This is a genomic window from Rossellomorea marisflavi (assembly GCF_022170785.1).
Classification (GTDB): Bacteria; Bacillota; Bacilli; order Bacillales; family Bacillaceae_B; genus Rossellomorea; species Rossellomorea marisflavi_B.
This window is the reverse complement of the sequence record NZ_CP081870.1, coordinates 625,995-652,005: the sequence shown is the minus strand read 5'-3', so window position 1 is coordinate 652,005 and position 26,011 is coordinate 625,995. Positions and strand designations below refer to the sequence as shown.

Here is a 26,011-nt window from a genome sequence, read left to right as displayed (position 1 = left end):
TATTCTAATTGGGAGATTGGTAGGGGGTCAGTCCGTTTCGTTCCACTGCGGCCGCCTGCTTTCCATGGGGCGTGCGGTGAGCCGCTTTGGCAAGCCTGCAGGGTCTCACCCTGCCCGCTACTCCCATAGGAGTCGGGCGGCCTCCGTTGCACTTCACTCTTTGATGATTGATAGGTTTTCAATGAATCATACCGGGTTATGTAGAACCTCATCTGATCCCTAAATAGATTGAACGGCTGAGAGGGGGGTCTCATAATCTGTCCAAGTAGATCCTGTGTAGCAAAGGCGATCACCATATATATTGAAGGGTATTGAAGTTACTTATTTTGTCTGCTTAATCAGAGGTACAATTGCAAATTCCCCCCCATCAACATCCAACAGTGCAGTGCAGCGGAGGGGGGTCGACTCCTGCGGATAGTCAGGAAGATGAAACCCCGCAGGCACGAGGAGGCTCATCGACCGACTCGCGGAAAGCGACCACCCGCAGCGGAACGGAACGATTCATTTTTCACGACACATCCATCGAAAAATGAAGGGAGGATATGTTACTCGCTTTTCTCTATCCCCTTCAAACATCCAACAGTGCAGTGCAGCGAAGGGCGGTCGACTCCTGCGGATAGTCGGGAAGATGAGACCCCGCAGGCACGAGGAGGCTCATCGACCGACCCGCGGAAAGCGACCATCCCCAGAGAAACGGAACGATCCATTTCTCACGACACATCCATCAAAAAATGAAGGGAAGGACATACTTTGCTGATTTGCCCTACCCCTTCAACCATCCAACAGTGCAGTGTAGCGGAGGGTGGTCGACTCCTGCGGATAGTCGGGAAGATGAGACCCCGCAGGCACGAGGAGGCTCATCGACCGACCCGCGGAAAGCGACCACCCGCAGCGAAACGGAACGATCTCCTTTCCCCTGCTTTTTCATTCAAAATGCAACCACAGGGAACAAAAATGATCACAATGAAACTTCCACCCAGTCTCACACGTATATACAATAGACTCAACCAAAGAACCTAGAAAGGGGAACAACATGGGCAATATCCTATTATTCTCACTCATCATCGGCCTTGCCGCCACCATCCTGATCGTCCCGATGAGTGCCATGAAAATGAAAAAGAAAGAGGGCTACCCGTCATTTGGCAAAGTGTTCGGCGCCACCCTCATTATCGCCTTCGTCGCGACATTCCTGTTCTACTACCTGACCAGTCTTGATCAGAACTTCACCAGCGTCTGGATCCTCTTCATCATAGCCGCCATCGCCGGAGCATCACTCTCCTACGGTACAGAGCGCATGATTAAAGGTGTCCTTGTCCTTGCTGGTCTTGTAGTAGGTGTCTATTTCCTCAGCGCCTTCCTGTTCAATGCGGATGAGAAATATGAATCCGCCGATATGAAAACGAAAACCGAAATCCAGGCATTTGACGAGACAGAGACACCTGCAAGCGTGCCGCCTCAATTCGCCCGGAACAAAATGAAAAAAGCGTTCGGTCAAGTACCGAACACAAGCTACTATGAACTCGGAAATCTGCAGATCCAAAAAGTCAACGGGGACTACGTCTATATCGCCCCAGTCGAATTCTCAGACTTCTGGAAATGGGTGAAAGGTGACAAAACGCCGGGGTACTTCATGCTGAGTGCAACGGACTCCACCGCCAATCCTAAATTCATGAAAGAAGAAATGAAATATACCCCATCTTCTTATCTGAATGAAAACATCGAGCGCCACATCCGCATGAAGTATCCGAAGAAGATTTTCTACGGAGATGTGCAACTTGAAGTGAACGACGAAGGGAAACCTTTCTACATCCGGACTTATGGAGCCTTCATCTCTGCCCGTAACGGTTTTGATGCGGAAGGCGTTGTCCTTGTGGATGCATTGACTGGAGATACGAAAGCTTATCCAATCAAGGATATCCCTGCATTCATCGACGGGGCCATCTCACCTGAAACGGTCAGCCTTCAAAATAGCTACTTCGGGAATTTTGTGAAAGGATTCTGGAACAGCAAGTTCGGTAAATCCGACGTCAAGCTTCCATCCGATGAAGGTACGGAAGCGAATGTCACGCCGGTCTTCAACAAAGACGGTGATATGTACTACTTCACAGATTTCACGTCTCCTAAAGAAGGCGTAGACTCCATGCTTGGGTATTCCATGACCAATGCCCGTACGGGAGAAGCTACTTATTATACGGGGAACCTGGAAGAATCGTATATGGATTCACAAGGCGCCCTGCAGATCATCCAGAAGCGATTCATCGAGAAGAAATGGGACGGCAAGATGCCGGTTCTTTATAACTTCTATGGTGAAGCAAGCTGGTTGACACCTGTACTCGATTCCAATGGATTCCTGCAGAACTATTTCATCGTCTCCGCAGCAAACCCGGAAATCGCCGTCTACGCCGATACGCCGAACCAGGCGCTGAAAATGTACAAAACCGCCCTTCAAAAAGGATCCGGTAGCCTGAATAACAACTCCAAGGCTGAAGAGAAACAGGATTCCGGCAAAGTCGTCCGGGTGTACAAAGAAAAATCCGGAGATTACACGGTCGTTTCCTTCCTATTGGAGAACGGCAAGAACTATATCGTTTCATCTGAAATCAGCCCTCTTGCCATCTATCTGAGGGAAAACGATACGGTCAAGTTTACGTACAGCGATACCGAGGAGGAATTCCTTCCGGTGAAAGACCTCACGATTGAGGGACTGTAAACACATGAAAGCCGATGGGCGTGCCCCATCGGCTTTTCTTATTCTGCATTCTGATAATAAACGAGCTGATCCTGCCACATCCCCCGCTCATAGATGAACCCCTTCCGCGTGCATTCGTAGGTCATGCCGACGCTTTCCACCAGGGAGATGGACGGGACATTGTCGAGGTCGATGTGGGCTTCAATCCGGTGATACCCGATCTTGGTATAAGCCATTCGTAGTGTTGCAGCCACGGATTCTTTCCCGTATCCTTGCTGCCAATGTTGATTATGGAGCACATAGCCGATCCTTCCCCAATTGAAGTTGTACCTCATGAGAGTCGAGACGTCGACGGTGCCGACCATCACTCCCGTCGCTTTCAGGAATATCCCGAAGATATAGACCTCATCCTTCGCCATCATCTCATCCTGCTTGCCGATCATCTCCGCGAACCACTGCTCCGTGCACCCGGACATATCCTGATACCCGGCATCATACTTATGCTGAGGTGGCAGGCGGTCGAGATGTGACTGCAGCCAGTTCCCGTAATCCCACCGGGTGAAGGGTCGGATTACGAGCCGTTCTGTTTCCATCAGTAGTTGTGTTCCTGTCATCCTTTTCACCCCTACCCCTTTGTTTCTATAATCATATCAATCCATATTAAGGAATGGTATCTTCTTTCAGCAAAAAAATATCATTTTTCCGTAACAGAAAAAATCCCCCTCATTCGAGAGGGACTGCTATGTTGTCAGCATGTGCTTCTATCAACCGTGCCACTCTTCCTGCTCCTCCTCAAGATCTTCCTCCCCAAGAAACGCATTCTCCTCAAGCCGCTCAAGGATCCGGCTGACTTTGAATAGGATAAGGAACAGCGTAACGACGGCAACGGCGAGCAACACAACCATCATGATTTCAATATCCATAAGTTGTCCCCCCTTTACCAAACTCTATGTCGAGAATGGTAAGAAAAGACGATGATGGGATAAGAAAAGAAAAATAGGGCGAATGTTCGGGGGAATTAGTACGCCTTTGCCCAGTACACCATGTCCCGCGCTTCCTTCCCGCAGCACACACATGTGTCGGCTACCTTCTCCTGTTCGAACGGGATGCAGCGGCTGGTGGCGGTGGTTTCTTCCTTGATCTTGTTCTCGCATGCTTCCTCTCCGCACCACATCGCTTTGATGAATCCACCTTGCTCGATTTGAGACTTGAACTCGTCGAAGGTGACGGCTGTGCTCGTTTTTTCTTCACGATGCGCAGTGGCTTTTTTGAGCAGGTTCTCCTGGATGTCGTGGAGGAGGGCCGTGATGGTCTCTTCGATTCCCTCGATGGACACCGTCACCTTTTCCCCTGTGTCCCTGCGCACAAGGATGACCTGGCCGTTTTCGATATCACGAGGTCCAGCTTCCAGGCGAAGCGGGATCCCTTTCATTTCATACTCGTTGAACTTCCAACCCGGTTTCTTGTCGCTCGCATCGATCCCCACCCTCGCAACGGAGGACAGGCGCCTCTTCATATCATAGGCGAAATCGAGGACTCCCTCTTTGTGCTGTGCAATCGGCACGATCATCACTTGAGTCGGCGCGATCTTCGGTGGCAGGACAAGCCCCCTGTCGTCACCGTGCACCATGATCATGGCGCCGATGATTCTTGTCGTGAAGCCCCATGACGTTTGCTGGACGTACTGAAGCTTTCCGTCCCGATCGGTGAACTGGATGCCGAACGCTTTGGCAAATCCGTCACCGAGATGATGGGAGGTACCGGACTGGAGGGCCTTCCCGTCATGCATGAGGCTTTCGATCGTATAGGTGAATTTTGCACCGGCGAACTTCTCCTTTTCTGTCTTCTGCCCTTTAATGACCGGAATCGCCAGCATGTTCTCGCAGATGTCCGCATATACGTCGAGCATCTTGATCGTTTCCTCCAGGGCATCTTCATCCGTTTCATGACAGGTGTGCCCTTCCTGCCAAAGGAATTCGAGTGTCCTCAAGAACGGACGCGTCGTCTTTTCCCAGCGCACGACATTCGCCCACTGGTTATACAGCTTTGGAAGGTCTCGATACGAGTGGATGATGTTTTTGTAGTGCTCTCCGAAAAGCACCTCCGATGTTGGTCTGACGCACAGTCTTTCGGCAAGCTCTTCTTCTCCGCCGTGGGTCACCCACGCAACTTCTGGAGCGAAGCCTTCGATATGATCCTTTTCCCTCTGGAGTAGACTTTCCGGAATGAAAAGCGGCATATAGACATTCTCATGCCCCGTCTCCTTGATCTTCCCATCGAGGGCATCCTTGATATTTTCCCAAATGGCATATCCATAGGGGCGGATGATCATGGAGCCCCTTACGCTTGAATAGTCGATGAGTTCAGCCTTGGTCACGACATCCGTGTACCATTGGGCGAAATCCTCATCCATGCCAGTGACATTTTGTACGAATTGCTTTGCCATAATTGACACCATCCTTATGAAAATGAATTCCAGTGAAACAAAAAAAGCCCTACTTCTCATTAGGGACCATTCCTGGCGGGACCACCCTAATTCAAAGCAAGGCTTTACTCTCATCATACATGATAACGGTATTGGACCGCTGGGGTTACCAGAACTCAAGGGCAGGTTCACGAATGTTTTCCATAGGAGCTTCTCACCACGCGGCTCCCTCTCTGAATGGACACGATGTTCACTACTGATCCCCATCAATGTTTCAACATTTAGATATTTTAAATGATTATATAGAGATTCTTCTTGGGTGTCAACGAATTGTTTATCATTCTATCCCGGTCCTGTGGATTTCATACGTGGCGGGGCTACTTTCCCGCCGGATGGATAGGAGGAGAAGGATCGACGTGATGAGCATGATGACAGCACCTGCGCAAACGGCCCACCGGATGGACACGAATTCTGCGCCAATTCCGATTGAAATGGTCATCATCAGTACGAGGGCACCCTCTGCCAGTCCATAGATGCTCGCGATCCTCCCCATCATCTTCACCGGAATCTTCTCTTGGAAGAACGTCTCAAAACCGGTGCTTGCAAATGCGAGGGCAAAGGATAAGAAGGCAAAACCCGTGGCCGCCCATATCATGGTGTCAGAAGTCGCATATAGAAGATACCCTGCAGCGACGGCTACTCCCCCACCTCCCATGAGCTTCATATAGGGCAGGCGATGGGCAAATGCCGTATTAACGATGGAGCCGAGGATGAACCCGGCTCCTGCGATGCTGACCATATATCCATACGTGCTGTCGGACAGATGGAGCACCTGTTTCGAGAAAGCCGCTTCCAAGGAATCGACGGCGGCGGTCATGACAAGAAGGCAACTGAACAGGAAGTAAATGAGCATGATCGGTGCATGCCGTTTCGTATAGGTGCTCACGAGCTTCCAATCTTCCCGGACAGCGGATAAGGAAAAGCGGCCGATGTCAGCGTCGGCCAGACCATCCCGTTCAAGGTTCGGCAGTAGAAGGGTGATGAGACCCGATCCGCACAGAGCGAAGGCCGTGACGAACAGGGATAAGTGAGGCGTTCCGAGCTGAAAGAGCAAGCCTGCGATGGCAGGCCCCATGATGAAGGCACCCGATCCGATGAGTCCTTTCAGGGCATTGAACCGTTGACGGCTGTCCTTCGGAATCAGCTGGGTCATATACGTCCTGCTTGCCGGATGGAACACAGCGCTCATCATATTGATAAAGAACACCACGGTATACATGGCAATGGACACTGGCATGAGTACCACCGCGATGATTGAAGCAGCCCTGGAAAGATCAAGGATGATCATGAGATTCCGCTTGTTCACCCGGTCGATGAGACTCCCCGACCACGCGTTCACCACCATGCCGGCCGCCGGCTTCAATAGGTAGAGTAGCACAACGGCCATCGGTGATTGTGTTTCATTGAGGACGATCAGATTCAGGGCGATCAAGTAAATCCAATCGCCGATATTCGCTATGCCGATCCCTGTTAACAGGATGGCTGGGTATTTCCACTTATTCATCATTCTTCCTCCCGCGATTCGTAGTAAAAACGAAAAAAACCCACCCCCAAGACGATTGGTCTTGGGGGCGAGTCTGTCATCGCGGTGCCACCCCAGTTCATCGATATGTCGCCATATCGACCTTTTCGGGTACAAGTTTATACCCTAGCTCTATAACAGGAGCTCCTGTTACACCATCCCCGGCTGGTTCCGATGCACTGCTCAAAGACTTGGTTCACTCCCGTTCCTCCCTCCCCTTTTCAGCTACCGGGGCTCTCTGTCTGAAGGTCATGGAAGCTACTCTTCTCATCATCGCATGTAATTTCCAGTATCATAGCACGGGTGGAAAAAGAAGTAAACAGTTTTATCGACTGAATCCTTCTCAATAAAAAAGACAGGTCCTAAGGACACTGCCGTTTTCATTATTAGCTACCCATTTTCCTGCGGGTATTGCTTGGCTTTTTCGTTTGCTGACTCTGCATGCGCTGATTCGAAGCGAGACCATTCTTACCCTGTTTGCCACTTGATTGGGCTTCTTTCTTCTTGGCGAGCTGCTGCTTCATGGCCTCTTGAAGACTGATCTTCTTCGGCTCTTTAGACGAATCCTGATTTGTCATAATGGAATCTCCTTTTGATTCGGGATGATTTCATTATAATACACGCCATCCACAAATGGCACCCGCTAATTCGTGAAGTGAGTCTTTCGTTATACCAGGGGCCAGTGAATGGCCCCTTTTGCAACCCGCTCTAATGGTATCCGTTTTGACCATTTGCTGAGCCGGATGTTTTATTTTTTGGCTTTTGATTTTGATTCTGCTTGGTGCCACCGTCTTTTTTGGACTTCTTACTCATGTTCCTCACTCCCTACTGACAAGAATGGTGAAACATGCTTAGTATCTCCCTTTCTGTCCATTCAACAGTTGGTAATTTTTCCGGGACCAAAAAGGACCTTCTTTTTCAAGAGGCCCCCTTTGGTTTATAATCAGTTATTCGATTGATTTGAACCGTTAGAGCTATTACCGCCCTTTGCACCAATCTCTTGGTAGAATTCTTTATCATGATTATCGGATGTGGCTTGTCCGCCTTTTTCTCCGATTTCCTGATAGAATTCTTTACCGTGATTATTAGAAGTAGCTTCTCCACCTTTTCGTCCAGCTTCTTCGTAGCTCATCTTATTATTGTTGTTTTGATTGCTGCTACTTACGTTCTGGTTGTTGTTGCTGCTGTTACTGTTATTGCTATTATTGCTGTTATTGTTACTGTTATTAGTGTTATTGCTGTTATTGTTACTGTTGTTGCTGCTATTGTTACTGTTGTTGCTGTTATTACTGTTATTACTGTTATTGCTGTTGTTGCTGTTGTTGCTATTACTGTTGTTACTGTTTCTGTTATTGTTACTATTACTATTACTATTGCTGTTGCTGTTGCTATTATTAATGTTATTGTTGCTGTTGTTGCTATTACTGTTATTGCTGTTGTTGCTATTGCTATTGCTGTTGCTGTTGTTGTTATTACTGTTATTGTTATTATTATTGCTGTTATTATTATTGTTTGCCATGGAAAAATCTCTCCTTTTAGGTATCATTTATTTTACTGATCAGGTTTTGTATTCGGTTTCAATTCGCTTGATATCGCAGTGAGATAAAATGCTTTGTCATGTGATTTGCCGACTTTTCCCGATTCTTGATCCATTCATGAATTACCGACTGTACGTAAGATGAACAGGAACTAACTGCTTTCTTTTAGTGAAGATCACCAAAAAAACAATTACATATTTTGAATATCCTCCCTTCTCTGTAGGTTACATTTGCTTATTTACCATCATTTTGGAAAGATAAACATTCAAAAATGAATCTATTTTTCTTTATTTTCCGCCAACCTTAGAGCGGCAGTGTTTTGCGAAAGAAAAGTTTTTTTATCCTTTAAATGTCTTTTTGTCTCTTAACAAAACACCTCTTTTTTATGCAACGGACAAAAAAATAAGCACCCGCTGAGTCATCGCCTCAGTGGGTGTCTTCATTTTTTTTGCGATATTACGATGCAGCTGGAACTTTTTCATCTACTTCAATATCCGTTCCGCCGGCCAGCCGCTTTCTTAATGTATAAGCAAATGCGACGATGGCTGCTGCCGTGACCAGCCCGGCTCCCATGTAAGAAATGTTCATGGAAAGACCGAATCCGATCGGGGCATTCAGGATATATGTGAACGTTACCATGGTCATGAAGATCGCAGGCAGCGTCGCGACCCAGTGCGGCTTTCGCTGCAAACCGAGGTACATGGCTCCGACCCAAAGGGCAATCATGGCTGTCGATTGGTTGGCCCAAGAGAAATATCTCCATAAGATATTAAAATCAATCTGGGTCAGGGCGATGGAAACGACGAATAACGGCAGAGCAATCCAAAGTCGGTTCGTGATCTTAAGCTGTTTGACGTTGATATAGTCTGCGATGATCATCCTGGCACTTCTGAAAGAAGTATCGCCAGACGTGATCGGCAGTACGATTACGCCAAGAATGGCAAGGGTTCCGCCAATGGACCCGAGCATGAGCATGGAGACCTCGCTGACAACTCCGGCTGGACCTGATTCAGCCAGGATGCTGTTTAACTCACCCGCCGGGAAGATGCTCATGGCAGCCGCGGCCCAGATCATGGCGATGATTGCTTCAAGGATCATCATTCCGTAAAAGATTTTTCGACCATTCTTTTCATTTTTTGTCGTCCTGGAAATGATGGGAGACTGAGTGGCGTGGAACCCAGACAGTGCTCCGCATGAGATGGTCAGAAACAGGAGCGGGAAGATCGGAATCTGGTCGGGATGAAGATTGGCTAACGTGATTTCAGGGATATCGGCCCCTGTCACGATGAGACTACCTCCGATGCCGACAGCACTGATTAATAGCAGTGCGCCAAATAACGGGTACACCTTGCCGATAATCTTATCAACAGGCAACAGGGTCGCTGCGATGTAATACACGAAGATCGCCGCGATGATCACGCCAAGGGAAATCCATGCAGGTGTGAGATCTGCAATCAGCGCAGCCGGGGCCGTCACGAACACGGTCCCAACAAGCAATAAGAGCAGGACGGAAAATGCGTTCACCACATGCTTCATGGTTTTCCCAAGAAAACGTCCTGCCAGCTGCGGCAGATGGGCCCCTCCGTTTCGGATCGATATCATCCCTGTGAGATAATCATGGGCGGCTCCGGCAAAGATTGAGCCGAGTACGATCCACAGGAATGCGACTGGGCCATAAAGTGCCCCCATGATGGGACCGAAAATTGGTCCTACTCCCGCGATATTCAGAAGCTGGATCATGGAGTTCTTCCATGTTCCCATCGGCACGTAATCGACATCATCTTTTTTGGCATAGGCCGGTGTCGGGCGCTGTTCCTTCACACCAAATAATTTTTCAATCAATTTTCCGTACGTGAAATAACCGATAACCAAAATGATGATCGATACAATGAATGTGATCATCCGCTCAACTCCCCGCTAAAATGAATACGTTTTCATTTTATCAGAGATTTCTTTTCCCAACTCTTCCTTCTTTATTTTCAGGACATAGTACCCAGTTCACACATAGAAAAAAGCCCCTCTTGGTGAAGGGGCTTCTTGACGTTCAGCAGGCAACATTGTCCTTCTTGGTTCTCATGGCATTGATTTCTCCACCGATCATGATGATGATCCCAGTCAGATAGAACCAGATCATCAGGACGATGATTCCCCCGATGCTTCCATACGTGGCAGAATAGTTTCCGAAGTTTCCCACGTAAAAGGAGAAGGCAAGAGAGGCGAGCACCCACCCCACTGTTGCAAAGATGGCACCTGGCAAGGCACTAAGGCACTTGATCTTCATGTTTGGGGCAAAGTAGTACAGGACCATGAAAATGACAAAGAGGATGAGGGGACTGATGGCCCAACGGATCCCGCTCCATAGGGTAAGGAACTGATCGGAAAACCCGAATTGCGAGAAAAGGAACAAGCCGATCTGCTTACCGAATACAGGGAGCAACAGCGCGACAACAAAGACCAGGATCATACCGAGCGTAAGGGCAACGGATGTCAGGCGCTGAACGATGAACGATCTTGTTTCCTCGATGTCATACGCACGATTCAAGCTTTTTACAATGGCATTCATTCCGTTGGATGCCGACCAGATTGTCGCGATGATACTGATGGATAGCAATCCTGAATTACGGTTCGACATGACATCCGAGAGGGTTCCTTCAATCATTTTAAGCGTTTCCCCTGGCGCGTAGTCTCTTACCACCCCGAGCAGGTCATCCTGCTGTACAGGTAAATATGGCAGGAGCGTTACGACAAATATAAGCAGTGGGAAAAGCGACAGGAGAAAGTAATAGGCAATCTGAGCTGCCAAGCCTGTCACATCATTGGCGCTGATCTGTTGAAACAGGCCCTTGGAGTACTCCTTTACCTCTTTCTTTCGAGCCATGTGCTCACCTCATTCCATTCATTAATACCCTTTGAATGAAGAATCGATGGGTTGATCCCCATCCTCCAGTTCGTTGGGTGCTTCCTTGAACGCTTCCTTATAGGCTTCAGAAGAGTCTTCGAACGTTTCTTTTGTTTCTTCAATCAGGTCTTTCACCTGCGGGGTCATCCCCTTCAATTCATCCACCTTTTCACTGATGAAGCGGAAATCCCGGGTAACCTGATCTGCAGTGACGGACAGTTTTTCGTACACTTCCTTGGAAGCTTCGACCAATTGCTTCGGATCTTTTGCATAAGTGGAGATGTAGCTGCTTCCATTCTTGAGTGAAGCCCCCACTTCCCTGCGAGTAGTTTTGTCCAATAGGGATAATAATCCCCCGGCCACCGCACCTAAGAGTACACCTTGGAAGAATTTACTTTTACCCATATGTATGACCCTCTTTCCTAATTAATTGAGAACGTTCAAGGAACTTATCCTTTACTTTCCCATTCCTTAATAGTGTAAAACATTCCCGTGAAAAAATCCTCTGAATATGATTCTGTCCCCGTGTGTTGACAGGTGGCGCGAATCATGGAAAGATAAGCTTAGTGATTTTACGAAGAAAGGGTGCTGATCAAATGGATCTGACACAGAATTCGGCTGAGAACATCGATTATATGGTGACCGCCATCAAGGAGAAACTGAACGTCGTCAATGCAGGTGCCATCAAGTCTGAGGACTTCAATGAACAAATGTATGAAGATCTTCAGGATCTATATGAGATGGTCATTAAAAAAGACCGCTTCAGTCCGAGCGAAATGAATGCCATCATCGATGAACTGAGAAGCTTGCGCAAATAATGTAAAAAGGGGGCATCCCCGGGCAGTAGCCCTGGGGACGCCCCCTTTTCATTTGAATTATTTCAATAGTGCAAGTGCCTCACGGTTGAATGCAGGGATGTCATCCGGTGTACGGCTTGTGACAAGTTGGTTGCCGCAAACGACGACTTCCTTGTCCTCGAAATTAGCTCCTGCGTACTCCATATCCACCTTGATGGACGTGAATCCAGTAGCTTTTCGGCCTTCCAGTGCCTTCGCCGTGATCAATAGTTGAGGTCCATGGCAGATGGCAAAGACAGGCTTCTTCTCATCCATGAAATGTTTGGTGAATTTCACGAAACGATCATCTGCACGAAGCTGATCTGGTGAGAATCCTCCAGGAAGAAGAAGCGCATCAAAATCGGCTGGATTGACGTCGTCAATTCCTTGATCGATGGTTACGCTGGCGTCTCCCTGCTTCCCTTTGACGGTCTTCCCTTTTTCAGATTCGATGGTCACGACTTCATGACCTGCTTCCTTGAATGCTTTTTCCGGATCTGTAAATTCCACATCTTCGAACATATCGGTGATTAATGTTGCGATTTTAGCCATGCGATTAAACACTCCTATTTTAGAATAATGTTGGTTATGGTATATGTTTACCCGGTGCAAGTTCCCTTAAACGTTCTTTTTACTTTCGGGAGAACTGGGAGAAGATTGTATTGCTCTGAACTTTATACACGTCTTTCCTGCAGATTGCGTTGATGATCCGCATATTCCTCTCGACGGATAGTCCAAGGTTCGTGGCACTCGATCCATGTGAATGCTCGAGATTCGTCACTGTAAAGAAGTAGTGATCACGTTCAGGCTTCTCTTTGAACTGAAGCTGATAATCACGGGAGACTTTGAATTTCTTCTCATCCTCCCACACGATCTTGTCCTCGAATTCTTCAAAAAACCATTCGGGAATATTTGGTTTATATCCAGTGGCGAGGACCACCTTGTCCGATTCGTGAGTGAAAGAGTCCCCTTCCTGCCACTGCTCGCAGCTCAGTTCATATCTCCCATCAAGTTCACGGATTTCCTTTACCTCAGTAAGGGGCTGGATCGTAATATTCAACGGATCACCGCTCGATGAATGATGGTAAAGGACCTTGTAGATCGCGTCCAGGGTTTCCTGATCAATACCGTGCCTCAGTCGGTCAAGGGTCTCCAGGGCCTTCTCACGTTCTTCAAACGATAAGGCATGGAAGTAATCAACATAGTCCGGTGCCAGGAGCTCCTGCCCGAGCTTTGACGCTTCAAGTTGGAGGATTCCTTCGGATCGAGTGAACCAATTGAGCTCGTATTCGTGATGCCGCTTTTCTTTCAGAAGGTCATAGAATACTTCCGCTGCGCTTTGCCCCGATCCGATCACGGTGATCGATTTCCCCTTCATCGTCGATTCTTTATGGAATAGGTACTTGCTCGTATGATGGACATCTTCCTCAGGCAAACCTTCCATCCCTTTAAGAATAAGGGGCTTGCTTCCCGTTCCGAGGACCACGTGATCGGCTTCATACATTTCCATCTCTCCTGTGGTCCTGTTTCTCACGTTCACGCGATAGCCGTCCTCTATTTCTACAACATCCGTCACTTCGCTGTTGAATTGGCAGGTCGGCAGCTGCCCTGCCACCCAGCGGGCGTAATCGTTGTATTCCTGCCTCGGCATCTCGAATGTCTGGAAGAAGAAGAATTTGTACAAACGGTTATGAGTATGTAAATAATTTAGATAGCTGAACTTACTTTGAGGATTGGCGAAGGTCACCAGATCCGCCATGAACGGTACCTGGAGATCCGTCAGATCGATGAGCATACCGGGATGCCACATGAATTCCGGTGTTTGATCGAAGAACTTCACCTCAAGGTCTGTCCCTTCTTCCATCAAAGCAGCCAACCCGAGATTATAGGGACCGATGCCGATTCCGACACAATCCAATCGTTGTTTTACCACAAGCTATTCCTCCTTCTTCTCTTTTCCCTTATTTTTACCCATAATCATGACGGCGCTACCCTATTTTTGATAAATCACCAAAAAAACCGATCCATGGGATCAGTTCTTTTTGAACGTCATGGCGTACCATCCGCCTTCTTTCACAATCGGCTCCACTGCCTCGCATGTAAAGCCCGTTTTCTCAGCAAGGGTTTCCATTTCTCCATGGGAAGGGATGGGATATAGATTCTGAAAGCTCATGAAGAAACTGTTGAAGGCACTGGAGAACTGCTGGCCGTGCTTCGACTTTTGCATGGGGCTAAGAACGAAGAAGACCCCGCCTTCTTCCAGCCACTCCGATGCCTTATGGAAGAAGTCTTTACGTTCGGAGGGATCAATATAGTGGAATAGGTTATTGGCCATGATCATGTCGAAGCCGTTTTCAGGTTCATATGAGTGAAGATCCGCACACACGACCTCTATATTCGGATAGGATTCAAGCGCTTCGGCAGCGGTTTTGGCAACGCCTTCATGAATCTCAATGCCGACCATCTTTTTATCAGGATGGCGCTCCCCGATCCGGCGTATGTAGCCTCCCTCCCCGCATCCGAGATCGAGAATAGTCGAGACATGGTGCTTCTTGATTGCTTTCTGAACCTTCGGAAAAGCGAATCGCTCCAGGAGAATCGATGTCTTGGCCACGGTCGAACCGTGGAGGTCAGAGTTGAAGTGCTGCTTTCGCTGATTTCTGAGCAGTTCCGGGTAGGAAAGCAGGGCTGGGATATGAAGCTCCATCATTTCCTTGAGGAGGATACCCGATGAATGGGGATCGTTCTTTGAAGAAGGAAGCTTCCACTTCCCCCTGGTCGACACTTTTGAATCGTCCTTCCTTCTTAAATGCTTCAGGGAGATGCCTACCTCCACCCACTGCTCCAACAGGTCCATTTCAAGATTTTTCTGGATGGCGATTTCCTGTATGGTGGCGGGTCGGGAGAAGCTGTCGAACAGATCGAGCTCATACCCGACATAGGCGTGCCAACTATATAGAAACGGAACATTCTTCTTCATCCATGACCGTGCCCTCCACACCTTCATGATTTCACCGATCATATCAGTTCCTCCTTTTCCTTCCAAGGATAGTCTTGCTCTTCCGTGAATGATGCACCGAGTTTCTCTTCCTTTGATAAAAATGATGTACGGAGGGGAAAAAGCCCCCCTTGGACCATCCGGTCATACAGGGTTTCCCTCCACATACCGAGACCTGAGATATTCAGCATCTGTTTGAACTGGGAGACTCGATCCTTCTCCATGCGCTGCAGGCTTTTATTCCGAAGCCACCCCACCGGTCTGTAGGGGTAAGAGTAGGCAAGTGCTGAAAGATGACTGAGATGGAGCTGATGGGAGACCCTCCGCTTCCGCACCTTCGGATACCACTCGAGATTGGCAGGATCCAGTCTGCCAGATGCATACATATCACATAGCAGTTCCCCGAGTACGCTTCCGTCCTGGATCGCCATATTCATTCCTTCCCCTGCCATAGGGTGAACCGTATGGGCCGCATCACCGATCAATGCGAGATGATCTTTCACATAGGTATCAGCATGATATTTCATCGGGACCATAAGCTGGATCTGCTTCCACTCGGTAATCTGATCCACGTATCCTTCAAGATCGGGACAGAGCTCTATGTAAAGCTTATGAAATTCCGAGATCGGCTTCTTACGCAATGACTTGTATTCCCCTGCAGGGATGAGATACACAGAGCGTACTTCCTCATTTGGAAGGGGGAAAAGACCGAGAAAGGATTGGTACGTCGACACGATCCGTCCTTTTGTCATATCGAGGGGTCTAGGGAAGGTGACCGTCAGAAAGTGATGATTGTACTTCTTCTCGCTCACTTCAATCCCCATGTAATCACGGGTAACGGAACTTCTGCCTTCTGCCCCTATGATGAATTCGCATTCAATATCAAAGGGTTCTTTTTCACTCCTGTCTTCCACTGTAACCGTCTTGCCGGAGATCTTTTTACATGCTGTGTTCCCCATATAGTGAAAGCTGGAGTATTCCTCCCCTTTGGCCCGTAGGATGTCTTTTAACTTTTCATGATGGATCATAAGGGAGTAAGGATATTTCCCTGGAAGGATCGAATAGCTCATGGAAGAATGCTCCGCCCGCTTCCCCTTCAGTTCCACCAGCTCCAGATCCGCTATGCGGTGGCCATGGGAAAGCACCGGTTCGATCACACCTAATGAATCAAAAATATCCAGGCTTTTTGGTTGAAGAAGCTCCCCCTTATAGACAGGGCTAGGTCCGGGCAGCCTTTCAATGACCGTTACATCGATACCGCATCTTGCCAACTTAAGTGCCAGGGTCAGTCCGCCGATTCCACCGCCGCTAATCAGAACATCCGTCTTCATTCCTTTTCACCTCTTTCCTATTAAGTAACCTCTTTCCAATTCCATGAAACGTCGTAATGTGTTGTTTATTTCCCGGAAAATATCATTTCCTGTCTTCTTCATGACCAAGTTGCTGTCGAATCAACAAAAAAACCCGCCGTATGGCGAGTTTCTTCTATTATTGATGAGTGAGTGAGGCAAGGGGAAGAAGGATATCAACCGATGTTCCCTCTTCAAGATTACTCTGAATGGAGAGCGAGCCATTATGTTCCTTGATGATTTTCTGACAGATCATCAGGCCGAGGCCCGTCCCTTTTTCCTTCGTGCTGTAGAAGGGTTCGCCGAGATGCTTCATTCTCTCAGGAGGGATGCCGCTTCCATTATCCTGAATCGAAATCTTGGCGTGGTGGCCGTCATTCTCCAGCTGGACGTTCAAGAGCCCACCGTCCTGCATCGCCTCCAGTGCATTCTTCATCACGTTGAGGATGACCTGCTTCATCTGATTGGAATCGCAATACACTTGAGCTTCTTCCACGGCGAAGCGGACATCGACTCCCTGTTTGAGACACTCCATCTTGATGAAATCAACGGAACTTGTCAGGAGTCTCGTCAATGATGTGAGTGAAAACTGTACCGCCCTCGGGCGTGCGAGAGCAAGGAATTCATTCGTGATGATCTCGATCCTGTCGAGTTCTCCCTTGATGACAGTGAGATAAAAGTCGTCTTCCTTTCTTTCATCCATGAGTTGAAGAAATCCTTTAAGGGTGGTTAATGGATTCCTTATTTCATGGGCAACACCTGCTGCGAGCTGACCAATCATGGCAAGCTGTTCAGATTTCTTCAATAGGTTTTCGTGATGCTTCTTCTCGGAAAGATCACGGATGATGGCAGAAATCCCGATCAGTGACCCTTCATTATTCAATATCGGATTCATATTGAAGGAGATCTCGATTGATGTCTGGTCCTTCCGGTACCGGAGAGCTTCCTGGTCCTTGATGCGTTTCCCCGCTTTCACGACTTCCAGGTTTTTCTGGAACTGATGGTACTGGTCGGATCGGTGCAGGAAGGTGACCACATCTCCAACGATCTCTTCATTCGTCCACCCAAACATATCTTCGAATCGTTGATTCACCTTCAAGACCCTTCCGGTCGGGTCGAGGAGGACAATCCCATCCCCGGAATGTTCGAAGTATGCTTCGAGTAGTTCCTTTGCTTCCATTAGTTCATCTTCCATATTTAATTTTTCCGTCACATCCTGACCAAACCCATAGATGCCGATCACTTGACCTCTCACCCGGATCGGGATGTTGGTTATGGTGACCCGCCTCTCTTTTCCTTTACCGTCTCTCACGATGGCCAGGTAACGGGATGATGTTCCGTTCAAGGCAATCTGGAAATTCTCCACTGCGTCTTCTTGGGATTCCTCAGCGAATAGAGACGTGTAATGCCGATTGACAAGATCTGAAAACCCATATCCCCAGTGTTCATAAACAGCCGGATTGACGGACTGGATAAATCCGTATGTATCCACCATCAGAATATGGTCCGGGCTGTATTTCACTATGGATTTGTATTTTTCCTCGCTTTCTGCGAGCTGTCTTTGGATATCCTTCATCAGGGAAATATCCGAGATGGAGCATATCGCTTCGACCACCTGGCCATCTTTTTTGACCGGGACGATGGAGGCGAGATATTCAAGTCCTTTGTAGGCATCTTCGTACGTGTATTCTTCTCCTTTTGCCCAGACCGCTTCTAGTTTTGGACGGATCTTTTTCAGATGGACCTTGTCGAATACATCCTCGATCCTCTTGCCGTTCATCCTTTGAGGTGTGAGATCCAGTCTCGATAGCATTTTGCCGGAGGCGAGTTCAATCACAAAGTCATGACCGTATCTTACCACTTTGTAGGTGATCGCTTTTTGAAGACGGAGGATATTCTCCATTTCCGTCTGTAGGAGGACAAGCTCTGCCTGGGCGTTTTTTTTCTCGGTGATATCGTGGAAGATGATCCCGACACTATCGATGCACCCACCACACTTGTAATCGATGGGTGAAACGGTGATGGTGCAGGTCAGCTCCCTGCCGCCTGCATGAAACCTCACTTCTTCCCCAGTGGCATCATGTCCCTTAAGCCCTTCTTTGACCAAATGGATGAAGGAGGGTTCATGAAGCTCCACAAGATCATAGAAAGACTGGTGAATAATCCCGTCGGTTAGCCCGAATAGGCTCTGAAAGGATGCATTCATTTCCAGTACCAGGCCATTCACATTCAGGATCAGAACACTCGTAGGTGTATTCTGAATGAGAGACTGGTAGATGGCAGATTTTGACTCCTTGCATGGTGACGGGTCCAACCCATGATTAATCAAGAGAAGGCATTCGGTCCCATCCTCCAATTGTTTGCGCCTCAATAGGCAGTCGTATCCTGCGATCGGTTCGGGTTTCAATAATGTTTCGGGAGACAGGCCGTTCCCCTTCAACCATTCTTCCATTTCTTCATTCAACGAAAGGATGGATTGCGTGAGGGGATCGACAAGGGCTGCAGGAGCCGGGATGGCATCTGCAGAAAATAAGTGTTTCCGTTGCATATCAGCCATATTACCTTCCTTTAATCATCAGTTTATACCCCTATTCTACTCCACCTTGCAACAGGAGTTAAGGAGCATTCGACTGATTTTTCCATCTAAATGAAATACCATTGGGCCTTCACACAGAAAAGCCTGAGCTGCTGTGGCTCAGGCTGCTGGATCAAACGGTTTGCTGCTGGGTTTGGGCCGCATAGTGAACGGCGATCTCCGCGCCCACTTCGGCATTATGTTTTACAAGGGCGATATTGGCTGTCAGGCTCTTACCTTCTGTCAGCTCTTTTACCTTCCCAAGAAGGAACGGCGTGCTATCTTTTCCCTTGATGTGCTGTTCTTCCGCTTCTTTCAGCGCATTTTCGATCATTGCCGTGATTTCAGCTTCATCCATTGCATGCTCTTCCGGAATCGGATTGGCAATGACCACCCCTCCGTTCAAGCCGATATCCCACTTGGCCTTCAATACGCCCGCCGTTTCTTCCGGGGTATCGACCCTGTAATTCACATCGAATTCACTGGATCGAGTATAGAATGCTGGAAGTTTAGCTGTGCCGAACCCTAGTACCGGTACACCCTTTGTTTCCAGATATTCCATCGTCAATCCGATATCCAGGATCGATTTGGCACCGGCACATACGACTGCCACATTCGTCATGGACAGCTCTTCAAGGTCTGCAGAAATATCCATCGTCGTTTCGGCACCACGGTGGACACCACCGATTCCACCTGTTACGAAGACGGCGATTCCGGCAAGTTCTGCACAGATCATGGTCGCTGCAACCGTCGTTGCTCCGTCTTTTTTCGAAGCAAGGATGTAAGGAAGATCCCTTCGGCTCGCTTTGATGACATCCTTTGCCTGACCCAGATACTCCAATTCTTCATCTGAGAGACCAATCTTGATTTTACCGTTCAAAATGGCAATGGTGGCTGGTACAGCACCCTTTGCGCGGATGATGTCTTCCACTTCCCTTGCCATCTGCACGTTTTGGGGATATGGCATCCCGTGGGAAATGATCGTTGACTCAAGCGCCACGATGGCTTGTCCTGATTGGCGCGCCTCTTCTACTTCTCTAGAAAACTCCAAATATGATGTCAAATCCATGATTTTCATTCCTCCAATTTAGTTAAAATAACTGCTGAATTCTTCTTGCAGATTCCCCTGATTCAAAGTCGGGGATACAGTAAAATGAGAACGGATCGTAATGGTGGAGCAGGAAACGCCGATCCGACAGGAACCGTCGGTATCCGATCCTCTCAAATAGCCATAAATGATGCCTGCAACAAGAGCGTCCCCTGCCCCCGTCACATCAGCCACATCCACCTTAGGTGGCAGGATCGCACTGGCTTCCTGATAGGCTGTGTAGTAGATCAGACCCATCTCACCTCTTGTGATGACCACCCGTTCAGCACCACGCTGTGTAATGGCTTTCGCCGCTTTAAAGAAGTCGCCTTCCGTTTCAATCTCCATGTCGAGGTACATCTCTGCTTCCCCTTTATTGCAGATGAACCAGGTGACTCCTTCCAATGAGTCGGGAAGATGCTTCACTTTGGGAGCTGATACCGGGATGATCGTCAACGGTACCCCTTCCGATGCGCATCGTCTGATGATGTATTCGATTACATCAGGCGGGAAGTTCGTATCCAGCATCACCATCTCCGATGACCCGATGATGGCCCACCGTTTTTCAATGAACGGGATATCGATCTTTTCGTAGATATTCATATCTGCGAGGGCGAACATCATCTCCCCGTCCACATCCAGGATGGCCGAATAGGTACCCGTCGCTTCACTCAACCTCTGGGAAGCAGATATATCGACATGCGTCTTCGTTTGGTCAAGGATCCAGCTTCCTTCCGTATCCTCCCCAACCACTGTCACTAGATTGACTTCACTCCCAAGCCTCCCCAGATTCTCAGCGATATTCCTGGCCACGCCGCCTGTCGTTTGTTCTGTCGTTGCCGGGTTGGACGTTTCCGGAATCATCCGGTCGATGAACTGAAACTTCCGGTCTACATTGGCTCCGCCGATACAGGTGATGCCTTTTCTCCTTGGAAGGACATAGGCGCGTCCAAGGATCTTCCCTTGCTTCATGAGATTCGATATATGACCTGCCACAGCCGATCTGGACATATTGCTCCGCTCGGATATTTCCTGCTGGGTCATGAAAGGATTCTCTTCTATGTAGGTAAGCAACAGCTTCTCTTTTTCGTTCACTCACTCCACCCCTATAAAAAATGTAACATTTGTTAATATTTTAAACTTTTGTCCATAAATAAACAAGTCTGAATTTAGAAATATTTTTTAAAATATAGAATTAGTGGAATAAAAGCGCGATTCACGCGTTTGTTTTCACAAAAAAAGAGATTGGGCAAAACCAAAGTTACTATTCCATGTTCATTAAACCGTTCATGATTCTCGTGGGTAGCCTCTGAGCCTTCTCGTATCAGCAACACCTCCCCCAGGATTCTTGCACTCCAATCAACCGCTAGATACAATGAAATACACAAAAAACCCGAATTCACATGCCTGATCTTGGCAAATGAATTCGGGTTTTACTATGACTAAAACACTCATGTCCCAACCTTTTTGAAAATGGGTTACGGTTCTCGATTAAAATGCTTTCTTTGCATCCTCAATCATATGTTTCATGGATTGAAGACCACCACCTGATAGATACCATTCAGCTCCATTCAAGTAAATGATCCGGTCGTCTTTAAAGGCCTGTGTCTTTTTGACAAGATCATTTTCGAACGATTCCTTGATGCTTGCTTTCGGATCGAATGCTGCGTCCCGGTCGATGACGAACAGAATACCAGGGTTCTGCTCCTTCACATATTCATAGGTTACCTTCTGACCGTGTGTAGATTTCTCGATTCCATCGTCAGCCGGTTTGAAGCCGAAGACGTCATGGATGATCCCGAAGCGGGACTCCGGTCCGAATGCGCTGATGTCCTCTGAACTTCCCATGATCACAAGGGCGTTGGAATCGAGGGACACTGTTTCTTCCTGGATGCTTTTCACTTCTTTATCGACCTCTGCAAGCTCCTTCTTCATTTCATCCTCTTTGTTGAAGATCTTCGCAATGGTATTCATATTGCTTTTAAATGAATTCACATAATCCGTGCTGTCCACAGGGATATATACCGTCGGGGCGATATCGGCGAATTCATCATAAAGGTCCGCCTGACGTGCAGAGATGAAAATCACATCGGGCTTCAAGGAATGAATGGCTTCGAAATCGGGTTCTTTCAGACTGCCGACATTGGTGTAATCGGAGTTTTTATAGTCCTCGAGGTACGGAGGGACAGCCGCTTGCGGGACACCATCCACCTTAACACCAAGTTCATCAAGCGTATCGAGTACACCAAAGTCGAACACGACGACTTTATCAGGATTTTCTTTTACTTTCGCTTCTCCCAGTTCGTGTTTGATGGTGATTGTCTTGTCATCCGATGTAGCCGAAGAGGAGGATTCTTCTTTCTTTCCGCATGCCCCCAGTAAAAGTAAGATTGCCAGTGTTAAAGCAAGGAATGTCCATTTTTTCATGATTGATCTCTCTCCTTTTATACGTTTTTTATGAATTGAAGTACACACAGATCCTGCAGTTGTCCATCTGCTGAACCGGTATGTCCATATCATAGATTTCCTTCAGGGAGTGCGTCTGGATGATCGACTGTGTCGGTCCCTCCTTGACGACTGCTCCGTCCTTCATAGCCACGATCCGGTCGGAATAGACCGAAGCGAAATTAATATCATGGAGGACGATGAGAACCGTCTTCCCCAACTCATCCACCAGCTTCCTGAGGATCTTCATGATCTGCACGGAATGCTTCATATCAAGGTTATTCAGTGGTTCATCGAGCAGGATATAATCTGTGTCCTGGGCAATGACCATGGCGATGAACGCCCGCTGTTTCTGACCTCCCGACAATTCCTCGAGATACTGATCCTGAAGCTCGTCCAGATTCATATACTCAATGGATTGCTGAACCATTTTTTCATCTTCTTCCGTCAGCCTCCCTTTTGAATAGGGGAAGCGGCCAAATGAGACGAGTTCTTTGATCGTTAAGCGTACATTCAAAAAATTGGACTGCTTCAGGATAGCTATCCGTTTGGCCATATCATTCGATTTGATCTTTTTACTATCATGCTGATCGATGATGACTTCCCCGCTGTCGGAATCCAGGAGTCTGCTCACCATTGAAAGTAACGTGGATTTTCCCGCACCATTCGGACCGATGAACGAAGTGATCTGCCCCTTTTGAATCTTGACCGACACATCGGCCACCACTTTTTTCTTCCCATACTTCTTCGATAACCCCCTGATCTCGATCATGATGACTTCGCCTCCTTCAATAGTAGATAGATAAAGTAAAGCCCTCCGATAAAGTTCACGATGACACTGAGGGTCGTTGAAAACGTAAAGATCCGTTCCACGAGCCATTGACCGCCTACCAGGGCAATGATGCTGATGATCCCGGCACCTGCGATCAAGATACCGTGACGGTACGTCTTGAACAGCTGGTAGCTCAAATTGGCAACGATGAGACCGAAAAAGGTGATGGGCCCCACCAGTGCCGTTGAGACAGCGATCAGGATCGACGACAGGACAAGCATGCTCCTCACCACTTTATCGTACGGAACACCTAGATTGATCGCCGTTTCCCTGCCCAGGGATACCACATCAAGTTCAGCCATTTGCCTCCATCCATATATGAGGACCAGGATGATGACACCCCCCGCCACCCAAACGAGGTCGGAACTGATATTGTTGAAGCTTGCAAACATCTTATCTTGCACACTCAGGAATTCATTCGGATCAATCAGTACCTGCAGGAACGAGGATATACTCTGGAAAAACGTCCCGAGTATGATGCCGATGAGAAGCAGGAAGTAGATCGGTTGCTTGCTCCCTTTGAACATGAGCTGATAGAGAAGCAAGGCAAACACGACCATGGCTGCGATGGATAGAAAGAAATTCGCGTTCTTATTCACAATCAGATAGTGACTCGACCCCAAGAAGAAAATAATGACCGTCTGTAGCAGCATGTAAAGGGAATCAAGTCCCATGATGCTTGGGGTCAGAATCTTGTTATGGGTGATTGTCTGGAACACTACGGTGGAATAGGCAATGGCTACACCCGTCAGAAGCATGGCCAGCGCCTTCATCCCTCTCCGCGGCAGGGCATACTCATAGCTGCCATTCAGGCCGTAAAATAGGTAAGCCCCTATTGCCGCAAGGGCAGCGACCGATAGTAGCATCAGTTTTGACCGATTATTCATATCCCTTCCTCCTTAAAAGCATGTAGAGGAAGATTGCACTTCCGATGACCCCGACCATCAGGCTGATGGAGATTTCATAAGGGAAGATAATGATCCTCCCGAGGATATCGCAAACTAGAAGAAAGATCGCTCCCACGATGGCCGTGTGAGGCAGCGTTCTCTGGAGGTGATCCCCTTTGAAAAGGGACACGATATTCGGGACGATGAGCCCGAGGAAGGGGATCATCCCCACGGTCAAAATCACGGTTACCGTCACGAGTGATGTAAGTATCAACCCGATGTTCACGATACTTCTGTAGGACATCCCCAGATTCTTCGAAAACTCCTCTCCCATTCCCGCAACCGTAAAGCGATTGGCGAAGAGATAGGCAAGTATGATGACCGGTACACTTATGTATAAAAGCTCGTATCTTCCCTTCATGATGAGGGAGAAATCCCCCTGCAGCCATGAAGACATATTCTGGATGAGATTCGCCTTGTAGGCAAAAAATGTCGTGACAGACGACAGGACATTCCCGAGCATCAGCCCCACCAAGGGAATGAAGACAGCATCTTTGAACTTGATCCGGTCGAGGATCTGCATGAACAGGAATGTACCCGCCATGGCAAAAGCAAACGCCACAAGAAGCTTCTCCATCGTGGATGCCTCGACGAAAATGATCATCGATACAAGGATCCCGAGCCTTGTCGCATCCATCGTCCCCGCCGTGGTCGGAGATACAAACTTATTCCGGCTCAGGCTCTGCATGATGAGGCCGGCAATGCTCATCCCCGCTCCTGCCAGTAGGATCGCCACAAGCCTCGGTAGCCTGCTGACCAGGAACACCTCCACCTCATCCGTCCTTCCACTGAGTAAATCCGCCGGCGAGATGCTGCTCACCCCGACAAATAAAGAAAGGGCTGAGAGGAGGATCAGTAAAATCAATAAGTATCTTTTTTTCAGTAGCACGATCATGTCATACCCTCAATCTTTCCTTCCTGTTTAATTGCAATTGAAAATCATTATCATTTGTATAACAATCATATTACAAGAGGGGATGATGAGCTGTCAACGACTAATTGAAAATGATTATCATTATTAGTAGGGCTTTTTTCTTATTGCCATTTTTAATGGAGATTGGCTTTTGAGGAGTGATGAATGTGACCGGAATCGTTCCTTTTCGCTACAGGCGCTTGCTTTCCTGCGGGGTCTCGCCCTTCCTCCTTTTCCGCTGCAGTCAAGCGCCTTCCGCTTCAATACACTCTTCGGTATTTATGTGACGGGTAGTCTTATACCCTTTTGAGAAAGTCGTTTATTTATAGTCTTCTAACTAAATTCATGAGTCAAGGTTGGCTTTTGAGGAATGATGAATGTGACCGAAATCGTTCCTTTTCGTTGCAGGCGCTTGCTTTCCTGCGGGGAGGGCGTCGAGCCTCCTCGTGCCTGCGGGGTCTCGCCACTCCTCCTTTTCCGCTGGAGTCAAGCGCCTTCCACTTCAATACACTCTTCGATTCTTATATGGCGGGTAGTCCTATATAGTAGTGTGAAAGTCATTTACTTATGGTGGCGGAACGTCTTCTAACTAACTGATAAATTCATGAGGAATGTAGTGGGATTGCGTTCCTCATGAAACATGAACCCCATAGCCCCCTCCCCTATCACAGAGTGAAGTGCAGCGGAGGGAGTCCGACTCCAACGGGAATAGCGCGCAGGTTGAGACCCCGCAAGTATGAGGAGGCTCAACGCAAGCCCCGTGGAAAGCGGACTCCCGCAGCGGAACGAAACGACCCACGTTGCAACATATCATCTTTTGTCATTGGCTCTACACAAACAAGTAGGTGGATCCATCTCCACTAAATCATGAACCCCTTAGCCCCCTCCCCTACCAC

23 protein-coding genes, 1 pseudogene and 1 other annotated feature are annotated in these 26,011 nt (G+C 48.1%); of the genes and pseudogenes, 3 read left to right on the top strand and 21 right to left on the bottom strand.

Going from position 1 to position 26,011, the window contains the following annotated elements; translation table 11 throughout:
* Positions 1–4: 4 nt before the first annotated feature.
* Positions 5–157, bottom strand: a complete 153-nt coding sequence (locus K6T23_RS03335; protein ID WP_187443037.1) for a hypothetical protein — start codon at positions 155–157, stop codon at positions 5–7.
* An 876-nt stretch (positions 158–1,033) separates the two neighbouring features.
* Here K6T23_RS03335 and K6T23_RS03330 point away from each other — a divergent pair.
* Positions 1,034–2,710: a hypothetical protein gene (locus K6T23_RS03330; RefSeq protein ID WP_079514784.1), complete on the top strand. Its 1,677-nt coding sequence runs from the start codon at positions 1,034–1,036 to the stop codon at positions 2,708–2,710.
* Positions 2,711–2,748: 38 nt separating this feature from the next.
* Here the strand turns inward: K6T23_RS03330 and K6T23_RS03325 are convergent, their stop codons facing one another.
* The 6 genes and pseudogenes from K6T23_RS03325 to K6T23_RS03300 all read right to left on the bottom strand — a co-directional run.
* Positions 2,749–3,303, bottom strand: a complete 555-nt coding sequence (locus K6T23_RS03325) for a GNAT family N-acetyltransferase (protein ID WP_238283576.1) — start codon at positions 3,301–3,303, stop codon at positions 2,749–2,751.
* 150 nt (positions 3,304–3,453) lie between these two features.
* Complete coding sequence (locus K6T23_RS03320) at positions 3,454–3,612, bottom strand: hypothetical protein (protein ID WP_156450568.1); 159 nt, start codon at positions 3,610–3,612, stop codon at positions 3,454–3,456.
* Positions 3,613–3,707: 95 nt separating this feature from the next.
* On the bottom strand, positions 3,708–5,135 hold the full coding sequence (proS, locus tag K6T23_RS03315; RefSeq protein WP_238283575.1) for a proline--tRNA ligase: 1,428 nt from the start codon (positions 5,133–5,135) through the stop codon (positions 3,708–3,710).
* Between the two features lie 316 nt (positions 5,136–5,451).
* Complete coding sequence (locus K6T23_RS03310; RefSeq protein WP_238283574.1) at positions 5,452–6,681, bottom strand: MFS transporter; 1,230 nt, start codon at positions 6,679–6,681, stop codon at positions 5,452–5,454.
* A 57-nt stretch (positions 6,682–6,738) separates the two neighbouring features.
* Positions 6,739–6,979 (bottom strand) — a binding site (T-box leader).
* A 103-nt stretch (positions 6,980–7,082) separates the two neighbouring features.
* On the bottom strand, positions 7,083–7,274 hold the full coding sequence (locus tag K6T23_RS03305) for a hypothetical protein (protein WP_053428721.1): 192 nt from the start codon (positions 7,272–7,274) through the stop codon (positions 7,083–7,085).
* 389 nt (positions 7,275–7,663) lie between these two features.
* A pseudogene (locus K6T23_RS03300) lies at positions 7,664–7,828 on the bottom strand (KGG domain-containing protein); the annotation flags it as partial.
* A gap of 15 nt (positions 7,829–7,843) precedes the next feature.
* Here K6T23_RS03300 and K6T23_RS03295 point away from each other — a divergent pair.
* A complete protein-coding gene (locus K6T23_RS03295; RefSeq protein ID WP_238284498.1) occupies positions 7,844–8,254 on the top strand; it encodes a hypothetical protein in 411 nt (136 codons plus the stop codon).
* Positions 8,255–8,690: 436 nt separating this feature from the next.
* Here K6T23_RS03295 and K6T23_RS03290 read toward each other — a convergent pair whose 3' ends face one another.
* The 3 genes from K6T23_RS03290 to K6T23_RS03280 form a co-directional block, all read right to left on the bottom strand.
* Complete coding sequence (locus K6T23_RS03290) at positions 8,691–10,136, bottom strand: carbon starvation CstA family protein (RefSeq protein ID WP_238283573.1); 1,446 nt, start codon at positions 10,134–10,136, stop codon at positions 8,691–8,693.
* A gap of 142 nt (positions 10,137–10,278) precedes the next feature.
* Entirely contained in the window at positions 10,279–11,112 is an 834-nt protein-coding gene (locus tag K6T23_RS03285; protein ID WP_056533054.1) for a YihY/virulence factor BrkB family protein, read from the bottom strand.
* A gap of 21 nt (positions 11,113–11,133) precedes the next feature.
* Positions 11,134–11,538, bottom strand: coding sequence for a hypothetical protein (locus tag K6T23_RS03280; protein WP_056533051.1), 405 nt, complete (start codon positions 11,536–11,538; stop codon positions 11,134–11,136).
* 191 nt (positions 11,539–11,729) lie between these two features.
* Here K6T23_RS03280 and K6T23_RS03275 point away from each other — a divergent pair, with 191 nt between their 5' ends.
* Positions 11,730–11,951 (top strand): DUF1128 domain-containing protein, encoded by a 222-nt coding sequence (locus K6T23_RS03275; protein WP_048006826.1) that lies wholly within the window; start codon positions 11,730–11,732, stop codon positions 11,949–11,951.
* A gap of 57 nt (positions 11,952–12,008) precedes the next feature.
* Here K6T23_RS03275 and K6T23_RS03270 read toward each other — a convergent pair whose 3' ends face one another.
* From K6T23_RS03270 to K6T23_RS03220, 11 genes are all read right to left on the bottom strand, one after another.
* A complete protein-coding gene (locus K6T23_RS03270) occupies positions 12,009–12,521 on the bottom strand; it encodes a type 1 glutamine amidotransferase domain-containing protein (protein WP_056533048.1) in 513 nt (170 codons plus the stop codon).
* 79 nt (positions 12,522–12,600) lie between these two features.
* A complete protein-coding gene (locus K6T23_RS03265) occupies positions 12,601–13,902 on the bottom strand; it encodes a lysine N(6)-hydroxylase/L-ornithine N(5)-oxygenase family protein (RefSeq protein WP_238283572.1) in 1,302 nt (433 codons plus the stop codon).
* 99 nt (positions 13,903–14,001) lie between these two features.
* Positions 14,002–14,991: a class I SAM-dependent methyltransferase gene (locus K6T23_RS03260; protein WP_056533042.1), complete on the bottom strand. Its 990-nt coding sequence runs from the start codon at positions 14,989–14,991 to the stop codon at positions 14,002–14,004.
* Positions 14,988–16,298 carry an FAD-dependent oxidoreductase gene (locus tag K6T23_RS03255; RefSeq protein ID WP_079514777.1) on the bottom strand — a complete coding sequence of 437 codons (1,311 nt, stop codon included), beginning with the start codon at positions 16,296–16,298 and terminating at the stop codon, positions 14,988–14,990. Before K6T23_RS03255 ends, K6T23_RS03260 begins: the two co-directional genes overlap by 4 nt.
* A 157-nt stretch (positions 16,299–16,455) precedes the next feature.
* Positions 16,456–18,864 (bottom strand): PAS domain-containing protein, encoded by a 2,409-nt coding sequence (locus K6T23_RS03250; protein WP_179125699.1) that lies wholly within the window; start codon positions 18,862–18,864, stop codon positions 16,456–16,458.
* 160 nt (positions 18,865–19,024) lie between these two features.
* Positions 19,025–19,960 carry a pseudouridine-5'-phosphate glycosidase gene (locus tag K6T23_RS03245; RefSeq protein ID WP_079514775.1) on the bottom strand — a complete coding sequence of 312 codons (936 nt, stop codon included), beginning with the start codon at positions 19,958–19,960 and terminating at the stop codon, positions 19,025–19,027.
* Positions 19,961–19,978: 18 nt separating this feature from the next.
* Positions 19,979–21,073 (bottom strand): carbohydrate kinase, encoded by a 1,095-nt coding sequence (locus tag K6T23_RS03240; RefSeq protein ID WP_079514774.1) that lies wholly within the window; start codon positions 21,071–21,073, stop codon positions 19,979–19,981.
* 396 nt (positions 21,074–21,469) lie between these two features.
* Positions 21,470–22,405: a siderophore ABC transporter substrate-binding protein gene (locus tag K6T23_RS03235; RefSeq protein WP_056533026.1), complete on the bottom strand. Its 936-nt coding sequence runs from the start codon at positions 22,403–22,405 to the stop codon at positions 21,470–21,472.
* 28 nt (positions 22,406–22,433) lie between these two features.
* Positions 22,434–23,195 (bottom strand): iron ABC transporter ATP-binding protein, encoded by a 762-nt coding sequence (locus K6T23_RS03230; RefSeq protein WP_056533024.1) that lies wholly within the window; start codon positions 23,193–23,195, stop codon positions 22,434–22,436.
* The gene (locus K6T23_RS03225) at positions 23,192–24,142 is read right to left on the bottom strand and encodes an iron chelate uptake ABC transporter family permease subunit (RefSeq protein ID WP_056533021.1); all 951 of its coding nucleotides are present in this window, start codon (positions 24,140–24,142) and stop codon (positions 23,192–23,194) included. Before K6T23_RS03225 ends, K6T23_RS03230 begins: the two co-directional genes overlap by 4 nt.
* Positions 24,135–25,085 carry an ABC transporter permease gene (locus K6T23_RS03220; protein ID WP_079515375.1) on the bottom strand — a complete coding sequence of 317 codons (951 nt, stop codon included), beginning with the start codon at positions 25,083–25,085 and terminating at the stop codon, positions 24,135–24,137. The genes K6T23_RS03225 and K6T23_RS03220 overlap by 8 nt, the downstream gene beginning before the upstream one ends.
* Positions 25,086–26,011 lie beyond the last annotated feature (926 nt).

Excerpts from the sequence above, each read along its gene's own strand:
- K6T23_RS03330 (WP_079514784.1), top strand. The coding sequence starts at position 1,034 with ATGGGCAATATCCTATTATTCTCACTCATCATCGGCCTTGCCGCCACC.
- K6T23_RS03325 (WP_238283576.1), bottom strand. The coding sequence starts at position 3,303 with ATGACAGGAACACAACTACTGATGGAAACAGAACGGCTCGTAATCCGA.
- K6T23_RS03320 (WP_156450568.1), bottom strand. The coding sequence starts at position 3,612 with ATGGATATTGAAATCATGATGGTTGTGTTGCTCGCCGTTGCCGTCGTT.
- proS (WP_238283575.1), bottom strand. The coding sequence starts at position 5,135 with ATGGCAAAGCAATTCGTACAAAATGTCACTGGCATGGATGAGGATTTC.
- K6T23_RS03310 (WP_238283574.1), bottom strand. The coding sequence starts at position 6,681 with ATGATGAATAAGTGGAAATACCCAGCCATCCTGTTAACAGGGATCGGC.
- K6T23_RS03305 (WP_053428721.1), bottom strand. The coding sequence starts at position 7,274 with ATGACAAATCAGGATTCGTCTAAAGAGCCGAAGAAGATCAGTCTTCAA.
- K6T23_RS03290 (WP_238283573.1), bottom strand. The coding sequence starts at position 10,136 with ATGATCACATTCATTGTATCGATCATCATTTTGGTTATCGGTTATTTC.
- K6T23_RS03285 (WP_056533054.1), bottom strand. The coding sequence starts at position 11,112 with ATGGCTCGAAAGAAAGAGGTAAAGGAGTACTCCAAGGGCCTGTTTCAA.
- K6T23_RS03280 (WP_056533051.1), bottom strand. The coding sequence starts at position 11,538 with ATGGGTAAAAGTAAATTCTTCCAAGGTGTACTCTTAGGTGCGGTGGCC.
- K6T23_RS03275 (WP_048006826.1), top strand. The coding sequence starts at position 11,730 with ATGGATCTGACACAGAATTCGGCTGAGAACATCGATTATATGGTGACC.
- K6T23_RS03270 (WP_056533048.1), bottom strand. The coding sequence starts at position 12,521 with ATGGCTAAAATCGCAACATTAATCACCGATATGTTCGAAGATGTGGAA.
- K6T23_RS03260 (WP_056533042.1), bottom strand. The coding sequence starts at position 14,991 with ATGATCGGTGAAATCATGAAGGTGTGGAGGGCACGGTCATGGATGAAG.
- K6T23_RS03255 (WP_079514777.1), bottom strand. The coding sequence starts at position 16,298 with ATGAAGACGGATGTTCTGATTAGCGGCGGTGGAATCGGCGGACTGACC.
- K6T23_RS03250 (WP_179125699.1), bottom strand. The coding sequence starts at position 18,864 with ATGCAACGGAAACACTTATTTTCTGCAGATGCCATCCCGGCTCCTGCA.
- K6T23_RS03245 (WP_079514775.1), bottom strand. The coding sequence starts at position 19,960 with ATGGATTTGACATCATATTTGGAGTTTTCTAGAGAAGTAGAAGAGGCG.
- K6T23_RS03235 (WP_056533026.1), bottom strand. The coding sequence starts at position 22,405 with ATGAAAAAATGGACATTCCTTGCTTTAACACTGGCAATCTTACTTTTA.
- K6T23_RS03230 (WP_056533024.1), bottom strand. The coding sequence starts at position 23,195 with ATGATCGAGATCAGGGGGTTATCGAAGAAGTATGGGAAGAAAAAAGTG.
- K6T23_RS03225 (WP_056533021.1), bottom strand. The coding sequence starts at position 24,142 with ATGAATAATCGGTCAAAACTGATGCTACTATCGGTCGCTGCCCTTGCG.